Origin of the sequence: Limnothrix sp. PR1529, assembly GCF_002742025.1 — a bacterium.
Classification (GTDB): Bacteria; Cyanobacteriota; Cyanobacteriia; order CACIAM-69d; family CACIAM-69d; genus CACIAM-69d.
In genome coordinates this window covers 12794-33647 of the sequence record NZ_LIRO01000129.1, presented here as the reverse complement: position 1 = coordinate 33647, position 20854 = coordinate 12794, and the positions used below count along the sequence as shown (strand labels likewise).

Annotated in this window: 14 protein-coding genes; 4 read left to right on the top strand and 10 right to left on the bottom strand. The window is 56.5% G+C overall.

The features are described from left to right. Positions 1-33 precede the first annotated feature (33 nt). Positions 34-951 (top strand): calcium-binding protein, encoded by a 918-nt coding sequence (locus AMR42_RS18125; protein WP_099535057.1) that lies wholly within the window; start codon positions 34-36, stop codon positions 949-951. A 53-nt stretch (positions 952-1004) separates the two neighbouring features. Here the strand turns inward: AMR42_RS18125 and AMR42_RS18120 are convergent, their stop codons facing one another. The 5 genes from AMR42_RS18120 to AMR42_RS18100 form a co-directional block, all read right to left on the bottom strand. Then, a complete protein-coding gene (locus tag AMR42_RS18120) occupies positions 1005-2561 on the bottom strand; it encodes a glycosyltransferase family 61 protein (RefSeq protein WP_143473174.1) in 1557 nt (518 codons plus the stop codon). Positions 2562-2609: 48 nt separating this feature from the next. Next, positions 2610-4838 carry a polyphosphate kinase 1 gene (gene ppk1, locus AMR42_RS18115; RefSeq protein WP_099535055.1) on the bottom strand — a complete coding sequence of 743 codons (2229 nt, stop codon included), beginning with the start codon at positions 4836-4838 and terminating at the stop codon, positions 2610-2612. Next, entirely contained in the window at positions 4838-5071 is a 234-nt protein-coding gene (locus tag AMR42_RS18110) for a hypothetical protein (RefSeq protein ID WP_099535054.1), read from the bottom strand. The genes ppk1 and AMR42_RS18110 overlap by 1 nt, the downstream gene beginning before the upstream one ends. A gap of 232 nt (positions 5072-5303) precedes the next feature. Beyond that, entirely contained in the window at positions 5304-5795 is a 492-nt protein-coding gene (locus AMR42_RS18105) for an EVE domain-containing protein (protein ID WP_099535053.1), read from the bottom strand. Positions 5796-5871: 76 nt separating this feature from the next. After that, positions 5872-6945 carry a mannose-1-phosphate guanylyltransferase gene (locus tag AMR42_RS18100; RefSeq protein WP_099535059.1) on the bottom strand — a complete coding sequence of 358 codons (1074 nt, stop codon included), beginning with the start codon at positions 6943-6945 and terminating at the stop codon, positions 5872-5874. A gap of 1067 nt (positions 6946-8012) precedes the next feature. Here AMR42_RS18100 and AMR42_RS18090 point away from each other — a divergent pair. Continuing rightward, the gene (locus tag AMR42_RS18090) at positions 8013-9575 is read left to right on the top strand and encodes a serine/threonine-protein kinase (protein WP_099535051.1); all 1563 of its coding nucleotides are present in this window, start codon (positions 8013-8015) and stop codon (positions 9573-9575) included. Positions 9576-9607: 32 nt separating this feature from the next. Here the strand turns inward: AMR42_RS18090 and AMR42_RS18085 are convergent, their stop codons facing one another. Then, on the bottom strand, positions 9608-10687 hold the full coding sequence (locus AMR42_RS18085; RefSeq protein WP_099535050.1) for a hypothetical protein: 1080 nt from the start codon (positions 10685-10687) through the stop codon (positions 9608-9610). 747 nt (positions 10688-11434) lie between these two features. Further along, positions 11435-11674 (bottom strand): hypothetical protein, encoded by a 240-nt coding sequence (locus AMR42_RS18080; protein ID WP_099535049.1) that lies wholly within the window; start codon positions 11672-11674, stop codon positions 11435-11437. 928 nt (positions 11675-12602) lie between these two features. On the opposite strand from AMR42_RS18080, the gene AMR42_RS18075 reads away from it, so the two are divergent. Then, a complete protein-coding gene (locus AMR42_RS18075) occupies positions 12603-13673 on the top strand; it encodes a YdcF family protein (RefSeq protein WP_099535048.1) in 1071 nt (356 codons plus the stop codon). Between the two features lie 243 nt (positions 13674-13916). Here the strand turns inward: AMR42_RS18075 and AMR42_RS18065 are convergent, their stop codons facing one another. After that, positions 13917-14549 (bottom strand): class I SAM-dependent methyltransferase, encoded by a 633-nt coding sequence (locus tag AMR42_RS18065; RefSeq protein ID WP_099535046.1) that lies wholly within the window; start codon positions 14547-14549, stop codon positions 13917-13919. A gap of 245 nt (positions 14550-14794) precedes the next feature. Between AMR42_RS18065 and hemH the strand changes: the two genes are divergently transcribed. Next, the gene (hemH, locus tag AMR42_RS18060; protein ID WP_099535045.1) at positions 14795-15958 is read left to right on the top strand and encodes a ferrochelatase; all 1164 of its coding nucleotides are present in this window, start codon (positions 14795-14797) and stop codon (positions 15956-15958) included. Positions 15959-16029: 71 nt separating this feature from the next. Here the strand turns inward: hemH and AMR42_RS18055 are convergent, their stop codons facing one another. Next, on the bottom strand, positions 16030-17082 hold the full coding sequence (locus AMR42_RS18055; protein WP_099535044.1) for a dihydroorotate dehydrogenase-like protein: 1053 nt from the start codon (positions 17080-17082) through the stop codon (positions 16030-16032). A gap of 138 nt (positions 17083-17220) precedes the next feature. After that, positions 17221-20838: a pyruvate:ferredoxin (flavodoxin) oxidoreductase gene (gene nifJ / locus AMR42_RS18050; RefSeq protein ID WP_199858238.1), complete on the bottom strand. Its 3618-nt coding sequence runs from the start codon at positions 20836-20838 to the stop codon at positions 17221-17223. Positions 20839-20854 lie beyond the last annotated feature (16 nt).

Genomic DNA, 20854 nt, shown 5'->3' with positions numbered 1-20854 from the left:
TCGTGGGCTCGGAGATGTGTATAAGAGACAGTCGTGACTCTCGATCGGGGCGGGCCAATCATCCTTGACGACACCACCGCCCCCATACAGCTCACCCAACCCTCAGCAACCACAGACAGCGCAGCCCGGCCCCAACAGGTCATCAGCATCACCAACATTGGCTCAGAACCCCTGAAGCTCTTGGATTTGCAACTCCCCAAGGGCTTTTCCATTTTGGAAACCCTGCCGCCCGTTGTTCTGCCCAGCACCACCCTCCCAGTAACTTTGGCACTCACGGAGCAACCGGGAACCTATGACGGGCGCGTTGTGCTGCGCACCAACGGCGAACCGGCAATCTATGATTTCCCGGTTGCTGGACAGGTTCCCCCCAGCCTCAGTTCTTTCCCGATCGGGGACAGCGGTTATGGGTGTCAACCGCCCTTGCTGATGCCCGATCGCACCCAAACCGGTTCCGATCGCGCAGATATCCTGTGGGGTAATGCCGAAAGCAACCAACTCTTGGGGCTAGGTGACTCTGACTGGCTATGGGGTGGCGCAGAAACCGATTGGCTGGCGGGCGGTGACGGAAACGACACGCTCTTTGGCAACCAACAGGCGGATACCCTCTGCGGCGGAACCGGTAACGATCTACTCTTTGGCGGACGGGGGGCGGATCTCCTGTTTGGCAGCGATGGCGATGATTTGCTCAGCGGCGATCGGGGCGAAGACACCCTAATCGGCGGCGCGGGGAGCGATCGCTTTGTGATTGGTGAAGGCACTGAGACGATTCTCGATTTTGAAGTCGGCATCGATCGCCTCGTTTTGCCCTTGGGTGTGGGTTTCGACTCTTTGAACCTGACGGTGAGCAATGGCTTCTTGAACCTCAGCAATGGCCCAACGCTGCTGGCCAAGATTGCCAACCTCGCGCCCAACCAACTGACCGCAGGGGATTTCACTCCGGCTTTGGTCTAGGTTTGCTCAGTGATTGGGCGTTCCGTGGTTGGCTGCTTTCTGTTGGCTGATTTCTATAGATTTGCCCGATCGAGAATGGTGGCCAGGGCCTGAGGATCGATTTCCAAGTCATCTCGATAGGCTTGGGCCTGGGCCATCCAATCCCCGATCGGCAAGGGTGGCAACGTTTCGCGCCCCAACAGGGCCCAATAGTTCAAATGGCTACAGTTAGCCACCAACCAAAAGAAATTCGCCACATAACGCGGTGGAAATAGCTCAATCACCGTTGTGCCCGGTTCGGCGTAGGCCAAATTGGTCAAACCTGCGCCATGGGGAGCCACAATGGCACGGGCCCGCTGGAACAGGGCGGCTTGGTGACCCAGACTGAGGCCATCAAGATCCACCGCCTGAAACCCCCGCTGGGTCAACAGGGGCAAAATTTCCGCTTCGTTTAAAAACCGGCGATGCTGCACATTGTTGCGCCTTGTGATGTAGAGCCGATCGGGACAGTGGGCCGGGTCGATCGCCATGGCCAGCGGTAAAAATTCCCGTCGCAAAAAGTCGCGGGTCTGGGGAGTGAAAGTGTTGTCGGAAATGGGAGTACAGCGGCCCAAGGGCGGCAAGGCCAGGAGCCGATCGGCTTGCAGGTGGGGATGACGATCGCTCGAAACGACGCGATCGGGGTTGATGCCCAAGCGCTCCAGGGTGGCGAATTGAAAGGGATAGTCGAGGCGATCGAACACCCACCAATCGATCGCCGATCGCTCAAACCCTGCCTCCGCCAACCAAGCCAACCGGGGCAAACAGTCCACCATCCAATGCCAATAGTTAGGCCGAAACCGCACAGACAAAAAGGCTGCTGTGCCCGACAGTTTCCGAACGGGCGGTGGCTGGCTCACCGCCTGCAAAGGCGCAATCCCCGAGGACAGTTCCTGAACGACTTGATGGTCGGCCGTGGTGATGCAGATCCCCAACTGGGAAATTTGGGCCCGCCCTTGGGGAATGGCCACCACTCCGGGGCGAGGCCAGGGCGGCAGTTGGGGGGCGGTGTCTGGAGCCAAGTGCGGATGCACAGGCCCCAACATACGGGCAGCTTTGAGGGGTGGGTAGGGGGCGATCGGCTCCAGCCAGCGGGTTTGCTCTGCGGGTAAATTGGCGGCGGAACACAAATGCAAGGGATAGTCCAACCGCGCAAATTCCTGGACGATCGCGGGGGGCAGTTGCCAGCGCTCACAGTCGGCCGCTTCCCGATCGCGCCCCAATTCCCGCAGCAGCCGCGCCACCCGAAAACAGCAGGTGGCCCCGTTGCCATTCGCTTGGAGCGATCGCAAATAAGCTCGAATCGCCATCGGGCGATCGCCCAGCCCTTCCGCCACCTGGGCCCCTTGCAGCCACAGCCGCCAGTTAGCAGGAGCCAACTCCGCCGCCCGCCACAGGGCCATGGCCGCCGCCGGCCACCGTTGCAGTTGGGCCAGCACTTGGGCGAACTGCACGTATAAATCCGAGTCCTGGGGCCGATCGCAAATGGCCGATCGAAGCCGTTGCCGAATCAGTTCAGGGGCGATCGGCTGCTGGTTTTCGGCTACAGGATTTCTGGCCACCGAGTTTTGGGCATCAGGCAACTCTGCCACCACTAGCAATCAATCCACCACTAGCAATCAATCCACCGCTAGCAACCACTAATCGTCATCCTTCATCACCGCTTCTTGTTCCGCCAACTGCATCAACACCACCTGAGACGCTTGGGGATCCGATTTGCCAAGGGGTTGCCGTTGGATGTAGATCCCATCCGCCTGTAGTTCCCAAGCGTTGCGTGTATCAGCCAGCATCACACCCAAAATGGCTTGCAATTCTTGCACCAAATCGGGATCCTCGATCGGGGTGACGGCCTCCACCCGCCGTGTCAAATTGCGGGGCATCCAATCGGCACTGCCAATATACAGCTCATCTTGGCCGCCATTGTGGAAATAGAAAATGCGGGAATGTTCCAAAAAGCGGCCCACAATGCTGACCACGCGGATGTGGTCGCTCAGGCCCGGCAAACCCGGCCGCAAACAACAAATTCCCCGCACAATCAAATCCACCTGCACCCCCGCTTGGGAGGCCTCATACAGCGCCCGAATCACCACCGGATCTACCAAGGCATTCATTTTGGCCACAACCCGCCCCTGGTGACCTTGGCGGGCCCAGTCGCGCTCCCGTTGAATCAAGGCCACCATTCGATCGCGCATGTTCACCGGGGCCACCAACAGCTTGCGATAGGCGCGTTGGCGAGAATAACCCGTTAGGTAATTGAACAAATCGGTCAAGTCAGCTCCCAGCTCCGGCCGGCAACTGAGCAGCCCCACATCGGTGTAGAGCTTGGCGGTTTTGGGGTTGTAGTTTCCGGTTCCAATGTGGACATAGCGGCGCAGGCCCTCCAGCTCCTTGCGCACCACCAGCACAATTTTGGTGTGGGTTTTCAGTCCCACCAAGCCATAAACCACATGCACCCCGGCGCTTTCCAGCTTGCGGGCCCAGTTGATGTTGTTTTCTTCATCAAACCGCGCCTTGAGTTCCACCAACACCACCACCTGTTTGCCGTTTTCCGCCGCATCAATCAGGGCATGGACGATCGGGGAGTCGCCAGAGGTGCGATACAGGGTCATCTTGATCGTCAGCACGTTCGGATCGCGGGCTGCTTCCGTGATGAACCGCTGCACTGTGGCCGAAAAGGAGTGATAGGGATGGTGTAGCAGCAAGTCTTGGCGGCGAATTTCTGTGAAAAAGTCGCTGACTTCCTCTTCCTCTGGGGATTGCACATTTTCCGAAGGTTCCGGCAGGCGCTGCACCCGCTTAGGAATCACTGGGTTCCAGGACGGATCTTTCAAGTGAGGCAGGGGCAAGCCCAAAAAGGCCATGAAGTCCCGCAGCCCCAGCAGGCCGGTGACGGGATAGACGCTCTCGGCAGTAATTTCCAACTCTTCGAGCAGTCGATCGCTAATTTCCGTGGGCATGGTGTCCAGAACCTCTAGCCGCACCACGGAACCACCCAAGCGCCGCTTTCGCAATTCCTGTTCGATCGCCAGCAGCAGATCATCGGCCTCATCTTCCGCCACGGCGATGTCCGCGTTGCGGGTGACCCGAAAGGGCTGATATTCCAGGATATTCATGCCCGGAAACAGGCTTTCCAGGTTGTGAGCAATCACCTGCTCGATCGCCACGCAAACCCAAACCGGTTTACCGGGATTGACCCCCACCCAGTCAGCACTGAGGGTGGCCGGATCCAGGCTATCGGCCGCCAGGGGCAAAAACCGGGGCAAGCTTTCGGGAACCTTCACCCGCCCAAAGTGATCTTCCTGGGTTTCCGGATCCTGCACCACCACCGCCAGATTCAGGCTGAGGTTGGAAATATGAGGAAAGGGGTGACCCGGATCCACCGCCAGGGGCGTGAGCACCGGGAAAATTTCCGCCTCAAAGAGCTGATGGAGATAGGCCCGCTGCTCTTGGTTCAGGTCAACGTAATCCAGCAGGTAAATGCCCTGTTCGGCCAACAGGGGACGCAACACCTTGGCGTAGTGTTGGTGTTGCTCGGCCACGATCGGGCGCAGGTGTTCAGCAATTTCAATCAATTGCTGTTGGGGCGATCGTCCGTCGGGGGGCCGCTTGGCCACGCCCGCTTCTACCTGCTTTTTAAGGGCCGCCACGCGCACCATGAAAAATTCATCCAAGTTGGAGCTGAAGATCGCAGAGAACTTCAACCGCTCCAACAGGGGGTTGCGATCGTCCATAGACTCGTGCAGCACTCGCCGGTTGAACTGAATCCAACTCAGCTCCCGGTTGAAGTAGTACTGCGGATCGTGCAGGTCGATCGATTGCGATTCCGGTCGATCGGGATTTTCCGTGGTAGCTCGTTGCGCCCTAGTCATTACTCGTTGCCGCCTGGCCCATGAGGTCGAAACATTTCCTGTTCGCGACCGACCCACCATTCACCCAAATTCATCAAGTCTTGGTGAATGTCCGCTAGGGCTTGGGAATATTCCGCTGGCGAAAGGCGATCGCGCTGCTCTTCCAATTTGGCAAGGCGAAGCTGTACCAGCAACCAGGGTTTGTGGGAACTGTCGGTACCTTCGATGTAGCGGGCAATGGCTTGGCTAATCATGGGGATTGGGGGCGGACGCGCTCTCGACCGTAGCAAAAATGGCAGTTGCCTCAGCTTAACCTATCTTTAAAATTTGGTTAAAGCGCAATTTCCCAAAGCCGGAGCCAGGCGCTCCAGCCCCCAGCCTGCCGGCGTTCGGTGGAGTTTGATGGGGTTTGATGGAGTTGAGAGACCCAATTTAATTTGTTCAATTGGGTCCCCGTTTGGCTCTCTTTTAGCTTTCTATTTAGGTTTAAGGCGCGGTTTGAGGCGAGCTGGCCAACATTAGCAATCGCTCAGCCACAAGGCGATCGACCGGCGTAACGGAAAGGCGGTTTCCCCGTCGCAAAATCAGCAACTCATCGGCCGTGAATTGCGATCGCAACAATTCCAAGGGTAAGAACCGATCGAAGGTTTGCAAATGGGCCACTTCCACCGTGAACCAACGGGGGCGATCGGGACTGGCCTTGGGGTCAAAATACGGGCTGTTGGGGTCAAACTGGGTTGGATCCACCACCTTGGCCACGGCCACCTGCGCCAGGCCCGCAATTCCCGGCGGCTCCGTGTTGGAGTGATAAAAAAACGCCCAATCTCCCGGCTGCATCGCTTGCAGAAAGTTACGCGCTTGATAGTTCCGCACGCCATCCCAAATGGTCTGTCGATCGCGCTCTAGGTGGGCGATCGAGTAAGTTATGGGTTCAGATTTAATCAGCCAGCAAGCGGCCGGCACAGGGGGCAAAGCCATAGGAAAACGAGCACAAGCAAAGCTCTGTGATTAAAACACAACTTAAAATCCCTAGCGACATCAACCTAAACATGCCCTAGAGCCGATCGAGCCATTCGGGATGCTCCTGCACCGCCTTCACCGCCGCCTTAATATCTTGGGTGCGATCCTTCGCCACAATCAGGGTCACATTCCCATCGCGCACCACCACCACATCCTCTAGGCCAATGGTGACCACCAACTCTTCGGGATCGCTGCTGTAGACGATCGCCCCGGTTGTCTCCAAAGCCAAATGTTGAGCCAAATCCACATTGGCCCGATCGCCCTTTAACAGCCGCTCGATCGCATTCCAATCGCCCAAGTCATCCCAAGCAAAGGCCGCCGGAACAATGCAGGCGCGATCGGTCTTTTCCATCAGCGCATAGTCCACGCTCAGCTTGGGAACCTTACCGTAGGCCGCCACCCCTTCCGCCCGCAGCGGTTCAATAATTTCCGGGGCGTGCCGTTCTAATTCCGCAATCACCGTCTTGGTCTGAAACACAAACATGCCGCTATTCCAGCTATAGCGACCGCTGGCGAGGAACTGTTCAGCCCGGGCGCGATCGGGCTTTTCCGTGAATCGACTGACGCGATAGCCCGGCAGGCCCGCAAAGTCCCCCAAGGCCTCGCCCTGTTCGATGTAGCCATAGCCCGTGGCCGGCTGGGTTGGCGTAATGCCCAAGGTGACGATCGCCCCCTCCGTGCGGGCCAAGGTCGCCGCCGCCGCCAGGGTTTGGGCAAACGCTTCCCCGTCCCCAATCCAGTGATCCGCCGGGAAGAAGCCCAACACCGCCTCGTCACCATATTGCTTGGCCGCCTCCAGGGTTGCCCAAGCCAGGGCCGGGGCCGTGTCGCGCCCTTCCGGTTCGATCGCAAAATTTGCCGCCGGTAATTCTGGCAACTGTTCGCGGGCCGTGGCTTCCAGGTGCTGACCCGTCACAACCCAAACATGCTCCGCCGCCCCCGCCAACGGAATCAGGCGATCGATCGTGGCTTGCAACAAACTGCGGCCGCTGCCATCCAAGCAGAGAAATTGCTTGGGAAACTGACGGCGACTGAGGGGCCAAAACCGCTCACCCTTGCCACCGGCCAAGACGATCGGGATTAACTGGGGAGTTGAGGAAGCAACCATTTGTTCAAAGACCATCAGACTTAACTGGAAAACCAATGCGGAGACGGCGGGCCCCCAACCGGACACAAATTCAGGTGCAGACTCGCGATGAAAGCTCTAGACGCAAACTCTAGGTGAAAACTCTAGGGGCAAGCTCTAGGTGAAAACTCTAGGGGCAAAGCTCAACACAAACTTAACGATGGATGCGACCAATTCCCAGAATTGATAGAAATTTCGCAAGTTCCGCAAATTGTGCCAATTCAACAGATTCTGCATATTCCGCACGTTTCACGGATACTTGCAAACTGGATTTCCCCAATTCTGGCTTGGCCCAAGGCGATCGGCACGGTTTCCACAGCTTCCACGGTTGCGGCCGCTCCGTTATCGACTCACCCTCCACTCGCAGCAGGGCCACAAAACTGAGCCGCCAAAGGGCCCAATTCTGCACAAGGGCGCGATCGACCCCTTTGCTCCATCAGTTGGGAGTAGGCGACAATGATTGGGGAATCGGGCCCAACGCTTCCTCTCCCTGCCAGCTCTCCTCAACCAACCCCGCCGCTCCATTTTTTCCCTACTCCTGGCGGGCGATCGCCCTTAAGGTCTCCCGCCGCCAATCGCATTGTTCATCAACTTTTTGCTTTAATTTTGGTTGGTTTGCTTACCCTAGCCTTCTAGACAGGTCTTCGGGAGCGGCTCCTGATGGCTCTGATCAGGTCAGATATGGCTATTGGAGCAGTTAAATCAGTTAGATCTGTTGCATCCGTTCCATTCAGCATCTGCTCACTCGGGCATCTGCTCGCTCGGGTGTTCGATCGAGTTCCTTTGGCAAGGATCATGACGAGGAAATAGACCAGTTAGTCTGGGTGCAACCGAATCCGCAGAATTTCAACGCTTGATCTCACGGTCTGGCCCCGCCGACTGAGTACCTGAGTACCCAAGACTGCATACCCAGGATTGACGATCGCCACCTGGGCATCACCACCTGGGCATCGGGGATACTGATAGGATTCACCGGATTTGTTGCATTCTTGGTTTGATTTGACGATTTCTAATTTTTGCGATCAGCCCAGCAGAAGAGCGCAGACGCTATGAGCGACCCGAATCTTGGCCGAGTGCTAGCCGACCGATATCGACTCGATGAGTTGATCGGGCGCGGTGCTATGGGTCGCGTTTACCGAGCCAAGCACATCCTGCTGGATGCGCCCGTGGCCGTGAAGTTTTTGTCTCAAACCTTGCTGAACCAGAAAATGCGCGATCGCTTCAAACGGGAAGCCCGCTCCTGTTTTCTGTTAGGGCAAAAAAGCAAGCACATTGTCCAGGTGTTGGACTACGGGGTCAGCGAAGATGAGGTTCCGTTCTATGTGATGGAATATCTCGAAGGTCGAGACCTGGGGGCGATCTTCAAGCGGGAAACCATGCCCCTGCCGCGTTTTCTCAATCTGGCTCATCAAATTTGCCTGGGGCTTCAGGCGGCTCACCAGGGCATTTTGCTTGAGGATCGCCTTTGCCCGATCGTCCACCGAGACATCAAGCCCAGCAACCTGCTGGTGGTGCAAGATCCGGACATGGGTGAGTCGGTCAAGATTTTGGATTTTGGGATCGCCAAGCTCATGCAGGGGGATGCGGCCCAAACCAGCCACTTCATGGGAACCCTGGCCTACTCTTCACCGGAGCAGATGGAAGGCAAGGAGTTGGACGGCCGGGCCGATATCTATAGCCTGGGCGTGGTGATGTTTGAAATGCTCTCAGGGAAGATGCCCCTGCGAGCGGAAACCCATTCCTTTGGCAGTTGGTATAAGGTACACCGGGACAGCCCGCCCATGACCTTTGCGGAGGCGCGGCCGGGGCTGAAAGTGCCCAAGCCGCTGGAGTCACTGATTTTGCAATGCTTAGCGAAAAAGCCGGATGATCGCCCCGCGTCCGTGAGCGATATTTTGCAAGCCTTGGAGCCGATGGAACACCGCTACAGTCCCGGCCGGCTGATTAGTCGTCGCATTGAAAGCACACTCCAGCGGGCGACCTTGCCCGGAGCTTCCCTCGGCGGTGAGGGCGGGTCTGAATCGCGGGGTCGATCGAGCAATGCGGATCCTGATGTGCTCTGTCGGTTGCAGTCTTGGCCCAAGGGCAAACCGGTAGCGGAAATTGTGTTTCCTCACCTGCTGCCCACCAGTGGCGACCCGTTGGCAACGGTTTGGATTATGTTGCCGCGCCAAATGATTCGCGCCATCCAATCCAGCGAAGAGGGCAGCAGTTGCTACAGCCGGTTTATGGGCATGATGTCTCCCCATCCGATGGTGCTGTGGCTGACGGTGCTCTATATGTCGATCGGGGATGGCACGCGGCGGGCCAAATGGCTACCGTCTTATTTGGATTTGAAACAGCCCCGCAATTTGGAGTTGGCTCGGCAGTTGGCCAAGCAGAGCTGTTATCGGTTGCTGTTTTTTGCCCTTGAGGATCCCCACAGTTGCCAATATGTGGCCAAGATTCACCTAACGGCGGCCAATTGCCAAATGCTGCGTCAGTGGGCTGACCAAAGCTCACAGATGCCCGCAGCAGATCCGCAGGTGGGCAAGGCCTATCTGCGGAAGGAGTTGGATCGTGCCAAGCCCCAAATTTTGCAGCAAATTGAGCAGCGATTGCGTCGGTCTTGAGGGGCCAATCCACCCAAGACCGCCGCGATCGGCTAGGGAGCTTGCAGACTGGAGATCGCCCGTTCCCAAGCACCAATCGCTTGCTGAATGGATTGGGGCAGTCGATCGCGCATCAGATCGGCATATTGCACCGAAACTCCCCGATCGGTCAGGGTCACCGTTTGGTAGTCTGCGGCTCCCGGTGTGGGCAAGTAGCTGAGGCCCGAGAGATTGGACAACATGCTGTTATCCAGAGCCTGTTCCAATTCCGTTCGCTGATTGGCAGACAGTTGGCCCACCAACTCCGGCGCTTGATTGTTGATGCGCCGCAACAATCGCCCATCTTCCATCAAAGTCCAACGTTCCTGGCGACCGGCAATCCCGCCAGTGATGTGCATCTGGAATCGCTCCCCATTGCCGAGGGTGGGGAGGTCGCTGGTCATGGGAGCAATGGCGGTTGTGCCGTTGCTGGCGGCTTGGTTGTAGCGCACGAGGTTGGCCGCGCGATCGAGGTGAAACACAAAGGCCCGATCGCCCTGATTCAAAATGGCTTGCCAACCGTCGATCGCAATCATGGTGCAGGCCGTGAGCGGCGCGTCATAAACCCCCATGCAGCCATCCCAGGTTCTGCGTTTCAGGGCTGTGACCGTGAGCGATCGAGACGGCAACTTCAGCGATCGTTCCGCCTGTCGCAGCAACCGCTGTTCCACTTCTGGCGTGAGCGATCGGGAACCCACCGCTTGGCGAATGATCTGACCCGCTTGATCGGCGCGATAAAACCAACTGGGCGGCCCCCAGGATTGACGCTCGCTCACTTCAACGGCCCAACCCGGGACTTGCATTTGGGCACAGAGTTCCGCTGGTCCACCCAAACCCAAGCAACTGTCTGACCAAGTGGCGCGGGTGGCTTCGCGAATGGTCAAGTTTGCAGGCGCTTGACCCAAATCCCGGGCCGCCACTGCCAAGATGCGCGATCGCACCGATGGGGGTAACTGATTGCTGGTGTTGAGCACGGGGGTCGATCGGGGGTTGGCCTGGGCGATCGACAGCTGCCCCAGTTCCCCAACAGCCCCCATTAACAGACCCAATCCCAAGGGCAGAACCAAACGCCAACGCAAAGCAACAGGAGACATAGACAAACTCGATCGGTCATTAGCTGTGAGAAATCAAAAAGCAGCGGTCTTGAAGCCTTCAATTGCTGTCTTCAATCACCATTTTCGATTACTACTCATTCAGCATCGGCCAGACCTTGCTCAGGAAAAGTCACCATGAGCCGGTCTTTCGGATGTCACCTGCTAGGCGAGTTTTTCCCCAATAGTGCTTCCCATGGATCGTCGCGCCAATCCAGTAACTGCAATTGATTGAAACTTGAATTGCTGTTTGCTGATCGGCTTTCCCGATCGGGCCAGTTAACCAACCTCAACAGGCCCTGCCCCTGGGAAAACCCAGCCAGCCTTGAGGGCAAACAGCACAACCCAGAGACCCCAAAATTCTAATATCCAGTTAAATCAATCTGGTAAATTTGGCAAATTTGAAAATACAGCCTTGACCTAGAACGATTGGCACGCCATATCACAGATACCATGAAGCAATTATGAGGTGGGCATTGCCCACCCTACTAGTGCTTGAAAATAGTGCCTGTGAGATGACGATTTATGGCAAACGCCTTAAGATAAGAATCGTGATTGATGCAAGAGAGCTAATAGATAAAGCAAAATCGTAAAACAAGAAATTGATACAAGCGATCTAATAGATGAAGCAAAATCGCAAAACAAGAAATAGAAATAAAATAAAAAACAAGGAGCATTAACCCCTTGTTTTCGTAATCTTCAGTGCGCTTTCAGTGAAAAAGCTTTGGGGGAGCAAATTTCAGGCAGTCTTTATTCCTCGTCCCAAAGGGCCTGGGTATAGCCAAGCTTCGTCAAAGCCGCTTGCTGACCAGCACTCAAATCTTCCCAATATTCATCATCACTGGCTGGGGGATCCGTATCTTCTTCCCAGCTCGACTCATCCCATCCCAACTCACCCCAGAGGGACTGCTCTTCGCTGCTGAGATCAGACCAGCTCAAGTCTGCCCAAGTGCCACTGGGGTCGCCGTCAACGTCGCGAATTCCAGACATATTTTTTCTCAGTGGAGAATAATTTGATCAAGGGTAATCACAAGGCATCAACAATTTGCGAGCAACCAGTTTGCAAATTGTGACTGATCGTAGGTTGACTTTACATCAACCAAGATGAAGGTTCCATCAAGCTGTTGTCACTCCATCAAAACTCAGAGTAGCTCGTTGTTTTCATTCAAAAGATAGCCCAGAGATTTTGCTTCATGAATGACCCAATTCGCAGGATCCATTTTTTGAAGAGTAAGCAACAATTCGATGGTTAACTTAGATCATCCGCTTAATTGATCAAGAAATTAACCCAGCCGAATTTGGTATAACACCACGATTCGGCAGCGTCAAGAATAGATTAAGCAGAGTCTTTTAAAGATTTATTGAATTCTAGAACAAATCGAAATTTAACCACCATACAGCCTTTAGGGGGTTCACAATTTAGCTCATGATCAGTGCGTTAAGTTCATTAGATTGCGAAGTTCATTGATTACATTGCTGCATTTGCTGCATGAGCTGAGCACAGAAATCTTGGTGTAGCAATTCAGGTTAAGCATGATTGGCGATGGTCGATCGAACCGTTCACCGATTTGAGGTGCTGAGCAACAGGCACGCAGGAGGAAGACAACAGCCCCAGGCAAAACGACGCAAACCCAGCCGCAGGCCCCAACCTGGGGTTGCTCCCGTCGTTGATCGGCCCACCAGGCGGCCACCGGACGGGGCCACGGGGCGATCGGGGCAATCCGTTGGATCCAGGAAATTGTTAAGGAATTTCTAAAGTCAGCAATGGGTGAGGGGCGTTTACGGTCAGCAGTCGATCGCTCAAAAAGCTCTGGGGGTTAGGCTTCTGGTTTCAAAGCGGCAAAATTCCTCTACCATTGCCCTAAAACTTGCGGTTAAAACTAACCGGTAGGTCGATCGCCGACGTGGGTGATTTGGAATGTTTGAGACCCTGACCTTTATCTTAATTTGGCTGTTTATCGGCTGGCTGCTCTGGTACTTCCTGTTTCAGGTCAAGTTCATCCCGGTGGCCTACTACACCGGCTTTGGCATTGTCACGATCGCTGCACTGCTGACGATCGCGTTTATGAACCCCGGTGGCCGCACCTCAGAATCGGTGGGCAGCCTTCTGTCCCTGCTTCTGACTCCTCTGGGTCTGTCGCTGCTGTTGCTCTCGCGCTGGGTGCTGCGCGAAGGGCCGGGCAAGTTCACGGCCAATGGGGTGGCGGCTTGGGCCTTTTCGGTGTTGCTGCTGTTTAGCACCCCGGCAATCGGATTTTTGCTGGCGGGGCAACTGGAGCGCGAAGCCGTGTCCATGCAGGGCTATGGCGATCGGGGATCCGTTGAGGCGATCGTGCTGCTGGGGAATGGCACAACCCGTGTGGCGGGGATTGGCCAACAGCGCATTGAGCTGACCGAAAGCGGCGATCGAATCACATTGGCGGCGCAACTGTATCGCGCTGGCCGGGCTAATCGAATTATTGTGAGCGCGGGGTTCCGGCCGGAGCTGAACGCTTACTGGCGACCGGTGAGCAGCGACTGCCGGAACCCAGACGGCACGGCCACGCGCTGCCGGGCGGCGGAATCGTCTGACATCAGCGTGTTGTTACAGGAAATGGGCGTGCCAGCCAGCGCGATCGTGATTCCCCGCAGCGAAATTGCCCAAAAACGGGAAGTGGTGAACGTGCGCAACAGCGCCCTGGATGTGCGCGATGAGTTTGGTTCCAACCCCCAGGGGGCCCGCATTGCCTTGGTCACCTCCGCGATCGAAATGCGGCGATCGACCCTGGCGTTTGAGTCCGTTGGTTTCCGGGTTGTGCCGCAACCGGCAGACTTTTACACCCTGCCCTACGATGCCCCGGACATCACCCCCATCCCCTGGCGCTATTTCTCCATTCCGGATCTGATTCCCAACTCCGAAGGCCTCACCATCAGCACCAAGGTGGTGACGGAATACCTGCAAAGCGTGTTCTACTTCCTGCGGGGTTGGATTTCACCGTTTAGGCTCTAATTTCCGGCTCTCATTTCAAGCTCCAATTTCAGGCTTTTAAACAAGCCGCAGGAAACAGAATCTCAAGGGCTTGATCGGCGATCGGGCTACCGTTTGGCGACCTAAACCAACCCATTGCTCATCAATCCCCACGCTGGGCCAGCCGGTGTGGGGATTGATCGTCTGGAAATTAATCGCACGGAAATTAATCGCACGGGAATTAATTGCATGAGCAACTCGCAAGGCTCAGCCCAATCGGGACGCTTAGCCCGCAGCACGCTTAGCCCGCAGCACTTGCACCGAGCCACCCGCATAAAACGCTTGAGACACATCACAAAACCCGATCGACTCCAGCAAGCCCGGCACATCTGTTTGCACAAATTCCCAAGCCGTTTCCGTCTCAAACAGCCAGAAGAACGCAGCCACCCCCGGCCAAAACAGCGGGTTGGTGGGGGCATGGAAATCGGAAAACAGAAACCAGCCCCCCGGAACCAGCACCCGATGGACTTCCTGAAAAATTTGGCGGAGCTGTTCAGCCTCCATTTCATGCATGGCGGCGCTGCTGTGAACCACCTCAAAGCTACCGTCCGGAAAGGGCATGGCTTCCGCAAAAGCTTCCACATAGGTAGCCTGGGGCACGGCCGATCGGGCCCGGGCCAGGGCCTTGGGCGAAGCATCCAACCCGGTCACACAGTTCGATCGCTCCACCAACAGCGCCGTTGTTTGCCCCCAACCGCAACAGAGATCCAGCACCCGGGTTTCCGGTTGCCAATCGAAGTTTTGTAACGCTAGTTGACGAAAGCGCCCCTCACCGCCCACCGCCAGGGCCGCCACCCGCGAAATGTTGTCGTATAGCCACTGGTAGCGATAACTCAAATCCCGTAGAATCGTAGCCACAAAGCATCCTTAAAACATTATTGACAATAGCAATCGTCCGTCAGACGGCCCTTCATCAAATTAGGGTCGATGACTGAACGCCTTGAGGATTCTGTGTTTCAGACAGTTGCGAAGTCCCTTGCCGGGTTCCCTTGCCAGGTTCAGATGATGGGGCGATCGCCCGTCAGCGCAAACCTCAAGATATTGTTAATATCAGTTAAGAATCTGAAAAGAAACACCAACAGCGGAACGGGAAGCAAAAGGTTATGGGTCGAGATGGGGTCTTATTGCTCAACCTAGGGGGGCCGGAAAAGCTGGAAGACGTGCGGCCCTTCCTGTTTAACCTATTTTCCGATCCCGAAATTATCCGGTTGCCCAGCCCAATTCTGCAAAAGCCCCTGGCCTGGCTGATCTCCACCCTGCGGGCTTCCAAATCCCAAGAGGGCTACAAGCAAATTGGTGGCGGCTCACCCCTGCGGCAAATCACCGAAGACCAGGCCCGCGCCCTGGAAGGCAAGCTGCGGGAACGGGGCCGCGATGCCAAGATCTACATTGGAATGCGCTATTGGTATCCCTTCACCGAAGAAGCACTCGATCAGATCAAGCGGGATGGCGTAGATAACTTGGCAATTTTGCCGCTTTATCCGCAATTTTCAATTAGCACCAGCGGCTCCAGCTTCCGCCTGATTGAGCGGCTGATGGACAAGGATCAAACCCTGCAAACGATCGACCATCGCGTGGTGCAGTCTTGGTACGATCGCCCCGGCTATCTCCGGGCCATGGCGGATTTGATTGCCACGGAACTCGATCGCTGTGAAGATCCCAACAGCGCCCACATTTTCTTTAGTGCCCACGGTGTGCCTGTCAGCTACGTGACCGAGGCGGGCGACCCCTATCAGCAAGAAATTGAAGACTGCGTAGCGCGGATTATTCGCACCCTGAATCGGCCCAACCAACATACCCTGGCCTATCAAAGCCGGGTGGGCCCGATCGAGTGGTTACAGCCCTACACGGACGATGCGATCAAGGAACTGGCCGCCCAAGGGGTGAAAACCCTGGTGGTGGTGCCGATTAGTTTCGTGTCTGAGCACATCGAAACCCTTGAAGAAATTGACATGGAATATCGGGAAGTAGCCGAAGAAGCGGGGATTCATAATTTCCACCGCGTGCCCGCCCTGAATGTCCATCCGGGTTTCATTGAGGATTTGGCCAACCTGGCGATCGAAACCCTAGATGGCAAGGGCATGACCCTGGCCCAAACCTTGCACCCGCCCGACAAGGCCAAGATCTATCCCCAAGAGCGTTGGGAATGGGGACTGACCACGGCGGCGGAAGTGTGGAATGGTCGCTTGGCCATGCTGGGCTTCCTGGCGCTGGCGTTGGAGTTGATTAGCGGCCGCGGGCCGCTGCACTTGGCTGGGTTACTCTAGCGGGGCGATCGGCCCAAGACCCGGTGCGCCTGGGGCGGGTGTGCTAATCCCCGCCCCAGGCTTGTTCAATTTCAGGAAGGCAAGAAGCCGCTGTGAATGGGTGGATCGAGAATCAACCCGTGGCCCGCATCCACCCGGAAAGATTGCAGCGTCTTCAGGTATTGGGCCCGTTCGTAGGCGCTGGGGTCAGGGCAATGGACTTGGCTCATCACTCCTCGCAATTCCTCAACGGAGTTATATTCCTGAGCCTCTAGCCAGGCCACCAGTTCTCGCTCCAGAACGCGCAAATGCTCCAGACCATGGCGCAGCAGCACGGAACAAACCTGGGTAATTTTGGCCCCAGCCATCAGCAATTTCACCACATCGGCCCCATGTTGCACCCCACCTGTGGCCGCCAGATCCGTCTCTAACCGGCCATAGAGCAGTGCAATCCAGCGCAGGGGCAGCCGCAAATCATTGGCCGAGCTGAGATAGGGAACGGGGCGCACCTCCAGCTCGATCGGGTCGATGTCGGGCTGCATAAACCGATTGAACAGCACCAAGGCATCGGCTCCGGCTTCGTCAAAGCGCTGGGCCATGTTGGCCAGGCTGCTGAAGTAGGGGCTGATTTTGACCGCAACCGGAATGCTCACTTCGGCTTTGACGGCCCTCAGGGTGGTGAGGAACGATTGCTCAATATCCAGGCCGGAAATGTCCGGGTCGCTGGGGACAAAGTAAAGGTTTAGCTCGATCGCGTCGGCCCCGGCTTCCTGGATCGATCGGGCATATTCCACCCAACCACCGGGGGAATAGCCATTGAGGCTGGCAATGATCGGAATGCTGAGGGCGGCTTTGGCGGTGCGAATGTGGTCGAGATAATGCTCGGGGCCAAGGCGGAAGGCTTCCGGCTCAGGAAAGTAGGTGAGGGCTTCGGGATAGCTGTCGCGCCCATGGCTGAGATGGTGGTGCAGCTCAAAGCTGTCTTGCACCAGTTGTTCTTCAAACAGGGAGGGCAAGACGATCGCCCCCGCTCCGGCATCTTCTAAGCGACGCAGGTGATCGAGGGAACTGGTGAGCGGAGCAGCGGCCGAAGGCACCAGGGGCGATCGAAGGGTGAGACCCAGATAGGTGGTGTGCAGATCCATAGATTAGGGCGCTAGATTAGGGCGCTAGGTGGGGAGGCTAGGGGCGAAGAGAACTGGGACGGGGTGAGCCGATCGGGCGATCGGCCCATCTAAGGCTTCATTCAGGGGATTTCAGTCAGGAAATTTCAGGAACGGGGCCTAGGACACCGGCTTAGGTTCCGAGGAAGATGCAGCATCCCCTGGCGGCGTTGGGCTGGGGCGATCGGCTGCTGGGGGCTGCCCGATCGACTGGGCCGCCAGGTATTGATAGAACCGCCAGCGGTGGTTAATGTCCGCCTGCGCCTGTTGGGCCAACTGTTGCGCGGCGGCCGGGTTGGTCTTGCTCAACATCTTGAAGCGGGTTTCCATATCCATGGCCGCCGCCACAGGCATCTTCGGCGCAGGGGAATCCAAATGCAGCGGATTTTTGCCCTGGGCCACCAGATCCGGGTTATAGCGATAGAGAAACCAACGACCGCTATCCACCGCAGCTTTCTGATGAGTCGTTCCCTTGCTCATGTCAATGCCATGGGCGATGCAGTGGCTATAGGCCAAAATCAGCGAGGGGCCGTCGTAGGCTTCTGCCTCCAGAAAAGCCCGCAGGGTATGTTCGTCACGGGCCCCCATGGCTACGCTGGCCACGTAGATGTTGCCGTAGGTCATGGCGATCGCCCCGAGATCTTTCTTGGCGGCGGGCTTACCACCAGCGGCAAACTTAGCCACCGCGCCTCGGGGCGTTGATTTTGAAGCTTGCCCCCCCGTGTTGGAATAGACTTCCGTATCCAAAACCAACACATTGACGTTTTGGCCGCTGGCCAGGACATGATCCAAACCACCAAAGCCAATGTCATAGGCCCAACCGTCGCCCCCCACAATCCAGACGGATTTCTTGACGAGGTAGTCTGCCACGGCCAGCAACCGCCGAGCATCGGGGTGATTGATCTCGGGGAGGCGCGTTTTCAGGCTGGCTACCCGATCGCGCTGTTCCCAAATTTCCGCTTCGGTGCGCTGTTCCGCCTGCAACAGGTCTTGAACCGTGCTGTCACCCAGCTCCCCAGCCAACCGCTTCAGCAGCTCGCTGGCAAAGGTGGCTTGCTGATTCACGGACAGGCGGAACCCAAGGCCAAATTCCGCGTTGTCCTCAAACAGGCTGTTTGCCCAGGCGGGGCCGCGGCCATCGGCATTTTTAGTCCAAGGGGTGGTGGGCAGGTTGCCGCCATAGATCGAGGAGCAACCGGTGGCGTTGGCAATCAATGCCCGATCGCCAAACAATTGGGACACCAACTTCAGGTAGGGCGTTTCGCCGCAACCGGCACAGGCCCCTGAGAATTCAAAGAGCGGCTCTTGCCATTGCTGTTGACGCAGCCGATCGGGATGCAATTTGGCGCGATCGGGATTTGGCAGCCCCAAGAAAAAGTCCCAATTCGTCCGCTCCGCGTCGCGTACCTCGTTGGGGTTCACCCAATTCAGCGCCTTGCGCGAGGGGCGCTTGCGATCCTTCGCGGGGCAAATTTCCACACAAAGACCGCAGCCGGTGCAGTCTTCCGGAGCCACCTGAATGGTGAATTTTTCGCCCTTGAAGTCTGGGTCGCGCGTGTCGGCCACCCGGAACCCGGCCGGCGCATCTCCCAAAGCGGCCGGATCGTAGGATTTGCCGCGAATGGTGGCATGGGGACAAATGGCGATGCACTTACCACACTGCACGCAAACCTCTGGATCCCATTCAGGCAGTTGCTGGGCAATGTTGCGTTTTTCCCATTGGGACGTGCCCGTGGGATAAGTGCCATCGCAGGGCAAGGCACTCACCGGCAGTCGATCGCCCTCCCGCGCCATCATCGCCGCCTGCACATTGCGCACAAAATCCGGCGCGCGATCGGACACCATGGGCAACCGATGCAAGGTGGATTGGGCCGATCGAATCGGCACCTCTTGCAAATTCGACAGGGTGTTATCCACCGCCCGCAGGTTCATATTCACCACGGCGCTACCTTTTTTGCCGTAGGTTTTTTGAATCGCCGCTCGAATTTGATTGAGGGCTTCTTCCTGGGGCAATACCCCCGTCAAGGTGAAGAAACAAACCTGCATTGGAATATTAATGTGACCGCCCGTGCCACTCTCGCGAGCCACTTTATAGGCATCAATCGCCCAAAGTTTCAGTTGCTTCCGAATGATGATTTCTTGGGCTTCTAGCGGTAAATGATCCCAAATTTCCTCCGCCGGATAGGCAGCATTGATCAGCACCGTTGCGCCATCGAGGGCCTTGTCTAAAATTTCGTAGCGTTCTAGGAACATCCACTGGTGACAGCCAATGAAATTCGCACCTTCAATTAGGTAAGGGGCCCGAATGGGGTCAGCCCCAAAGCGCAGGTGGGAAACAGTCATCGCCCCCGACTTCTTGGAGTCATAGACGAAATAGCCTTGGGCATATTGATCGGTGCTGTCGCCAATAATTTCGATCGTGTTTTTGTTGGCTCCCACGGTTCCATCGGCCCCCAAGCCATAGAAAATGGCCGCAAAGGTGCGATCGCCCGGCAAAGCAAAGTTGGGGTCGAAGTCCAGAGAGGTGAAGCTCACATCATCAACAATTCCTACCGTGAATCCGTTCTTGGGTTCCGGCGATTGCAGATTTTCAAACACCGCCTTCACCATGGCCGGTGTGAATTCCTTGGAAGACAATCCATAGCGCCCACCGATCATGGTTTTGACCGCCTGGTGTTGCGCCGATTGTTGAACCGTTGCCACCACGTCCAAATAAAGCGGCTCACCCAATGCGCCGGGTTCTTTGGTGCGATCGAGCACGGCAATGCGTTTGGTGCTGGTGGGCAATACGGTGAGGAAATCCGCCGCGCTCCAAGGACGATATAAACGAACTTTCAAGACTCCCAATTTCTGTCCCTGTTGATTCAGGGCTTGCACCGTTTCTTCAACGGTTTCGCAACCGGAACCCATCAGAATCGCCACGGATTCCGCTTCCGGATCACCCACATATTCAAAGGGCTGATAAACCCGTCCCGTCAGGTTGCCAAATTCCGCCATCACGGATTTCACAATTTCCGAGCAGGCAAGATAAAACGGGTTAACGGTTTCCCGACCTTGGAAATAAACATCGGGATTTTGGGCCGTGCCACGCATCACCGGGCGATCGGGAGTGAGGGCGCGATCGCGGTGCTCCAAAATCGCCGCTTCGGGGATCATTGCTCGCAAATGATCTTCATCCACGGGAACAATTTTCTGAATTTCGTGGGAAGTCCGAAAGCCATCAAAAAAGTGCAGAAATGGCACTCGAGATTTCAAGGCCGCAATGTGGGAAATTGCAGCAAAATCATGGGCTTCTTGCACCGAAGCCGAACACAACAGCGCCCAACCCGTGCCCCGCGTGGCCATCACATCGCTGTGATCCCCAAAAATTGACAACCCTTGGGCCGCGAGCGATCGGGCAGCCACATGCAAGGTCGCACCGGTCAATTCCCCAGCAATTTTGTACATGTTGGGAATCATCAACAGCAACCCTTGGGAAGCCGTGAATGTTGTGGCCAGGGATCCCGCCTGGAGCGCCCCATGCAGCGTGCCCGCCGCTCCGGCTTCGCTCTGCATTTCCACCACACTTGGCACAGATCCCCAAAGATTGGGTCTGTTTTGGGCTGCCCAAGCATCAGACCATTCACCCATGGGCGAAGCGGGCGTAATGGGGTAAATAACAATTAGTTCACTGAGACTGTAGGCAACTTTGGCAACAGCTTCGTTACCATCGAGGGTCATGGTTTGGTGGCGTTTCATGGTCATCACTCCAGCA

Coding starts and splice junctions, on each gene's coding strand:
- ppk1 (WP_099535055.1), bottom strand. CDS start 4,838: ATGACTAGGGCGCAACGAGCTACCACGGAAAATCCCGATCGACCGGAA.
- AMR42_RS18110 (WP_099535054.1), bottom strand. CDS start 5,071: ATGATTAGCCAAGCCATTGCCCGCTACATCGAAGGTACCGACAGTTCC.
- AMR42_RS18105 (WP_099535053.1), bottom strand. CDS start 5,795: ATGGCTTTGCCCCCTGTGCCGGCCGCTTGCTGGCTGATTAAATCTGAA.
- AMR42_RS18100 (WP_099535059.1), bottom strand. CDS start 6,945: ATGGTTGCTTCCTCAACTCCCCAGTTAATCCCGATCGTCTTGGCCGGT.
- AMR42_RS18090 (WP_099535051.1), top strand. CDS start 8,013: ATGAGCGACCCGAATCTTGGCCGAGTGCTAGCCGACCGATATCGACTC.
- AMR42_RS18085 (WP_099535050.1), bottom strand. CDS start 10,687: ATGTCTCCTGTTGCTTTGCGTTGGCGTTTGGTTCTGCCCTTGGGATTG.
- AMR42_RS18080 (WP_099535049.1), bottom strand. CDS start 11,674: ATGTCTGGAATTCGCGACGTTGACGGCGACCCCAGTGGCACTTGGGCA.
- AMR42_RS18075 (WP_099535048.1), top strand. CDS start 12,603: ATGTTTGAGACCCTGACCTTTATCTTAATTTGGCTGTTTATCGGCTGG.
- hemH (WP_099535045.1), top strand. CDS start 14,795: ATGGGTCGAGATGGGGTCTTATTGCTCAACCTAGGGGGGCCGGAAAAG.
- AMR42_RS18055 (WP_099535044.1), bottom strand. CDS start 17,082: ATGGATCTGCACACCACCTATCTGGGTCTCACCCTTCGATCGCCCCTG.
- nifJ (WP_199858238.1), bottom strand. CDS start 20,838: ATGAAACGCCACCAAACCATGACCCTCGATGGTAACGAAGCTGTTGCC.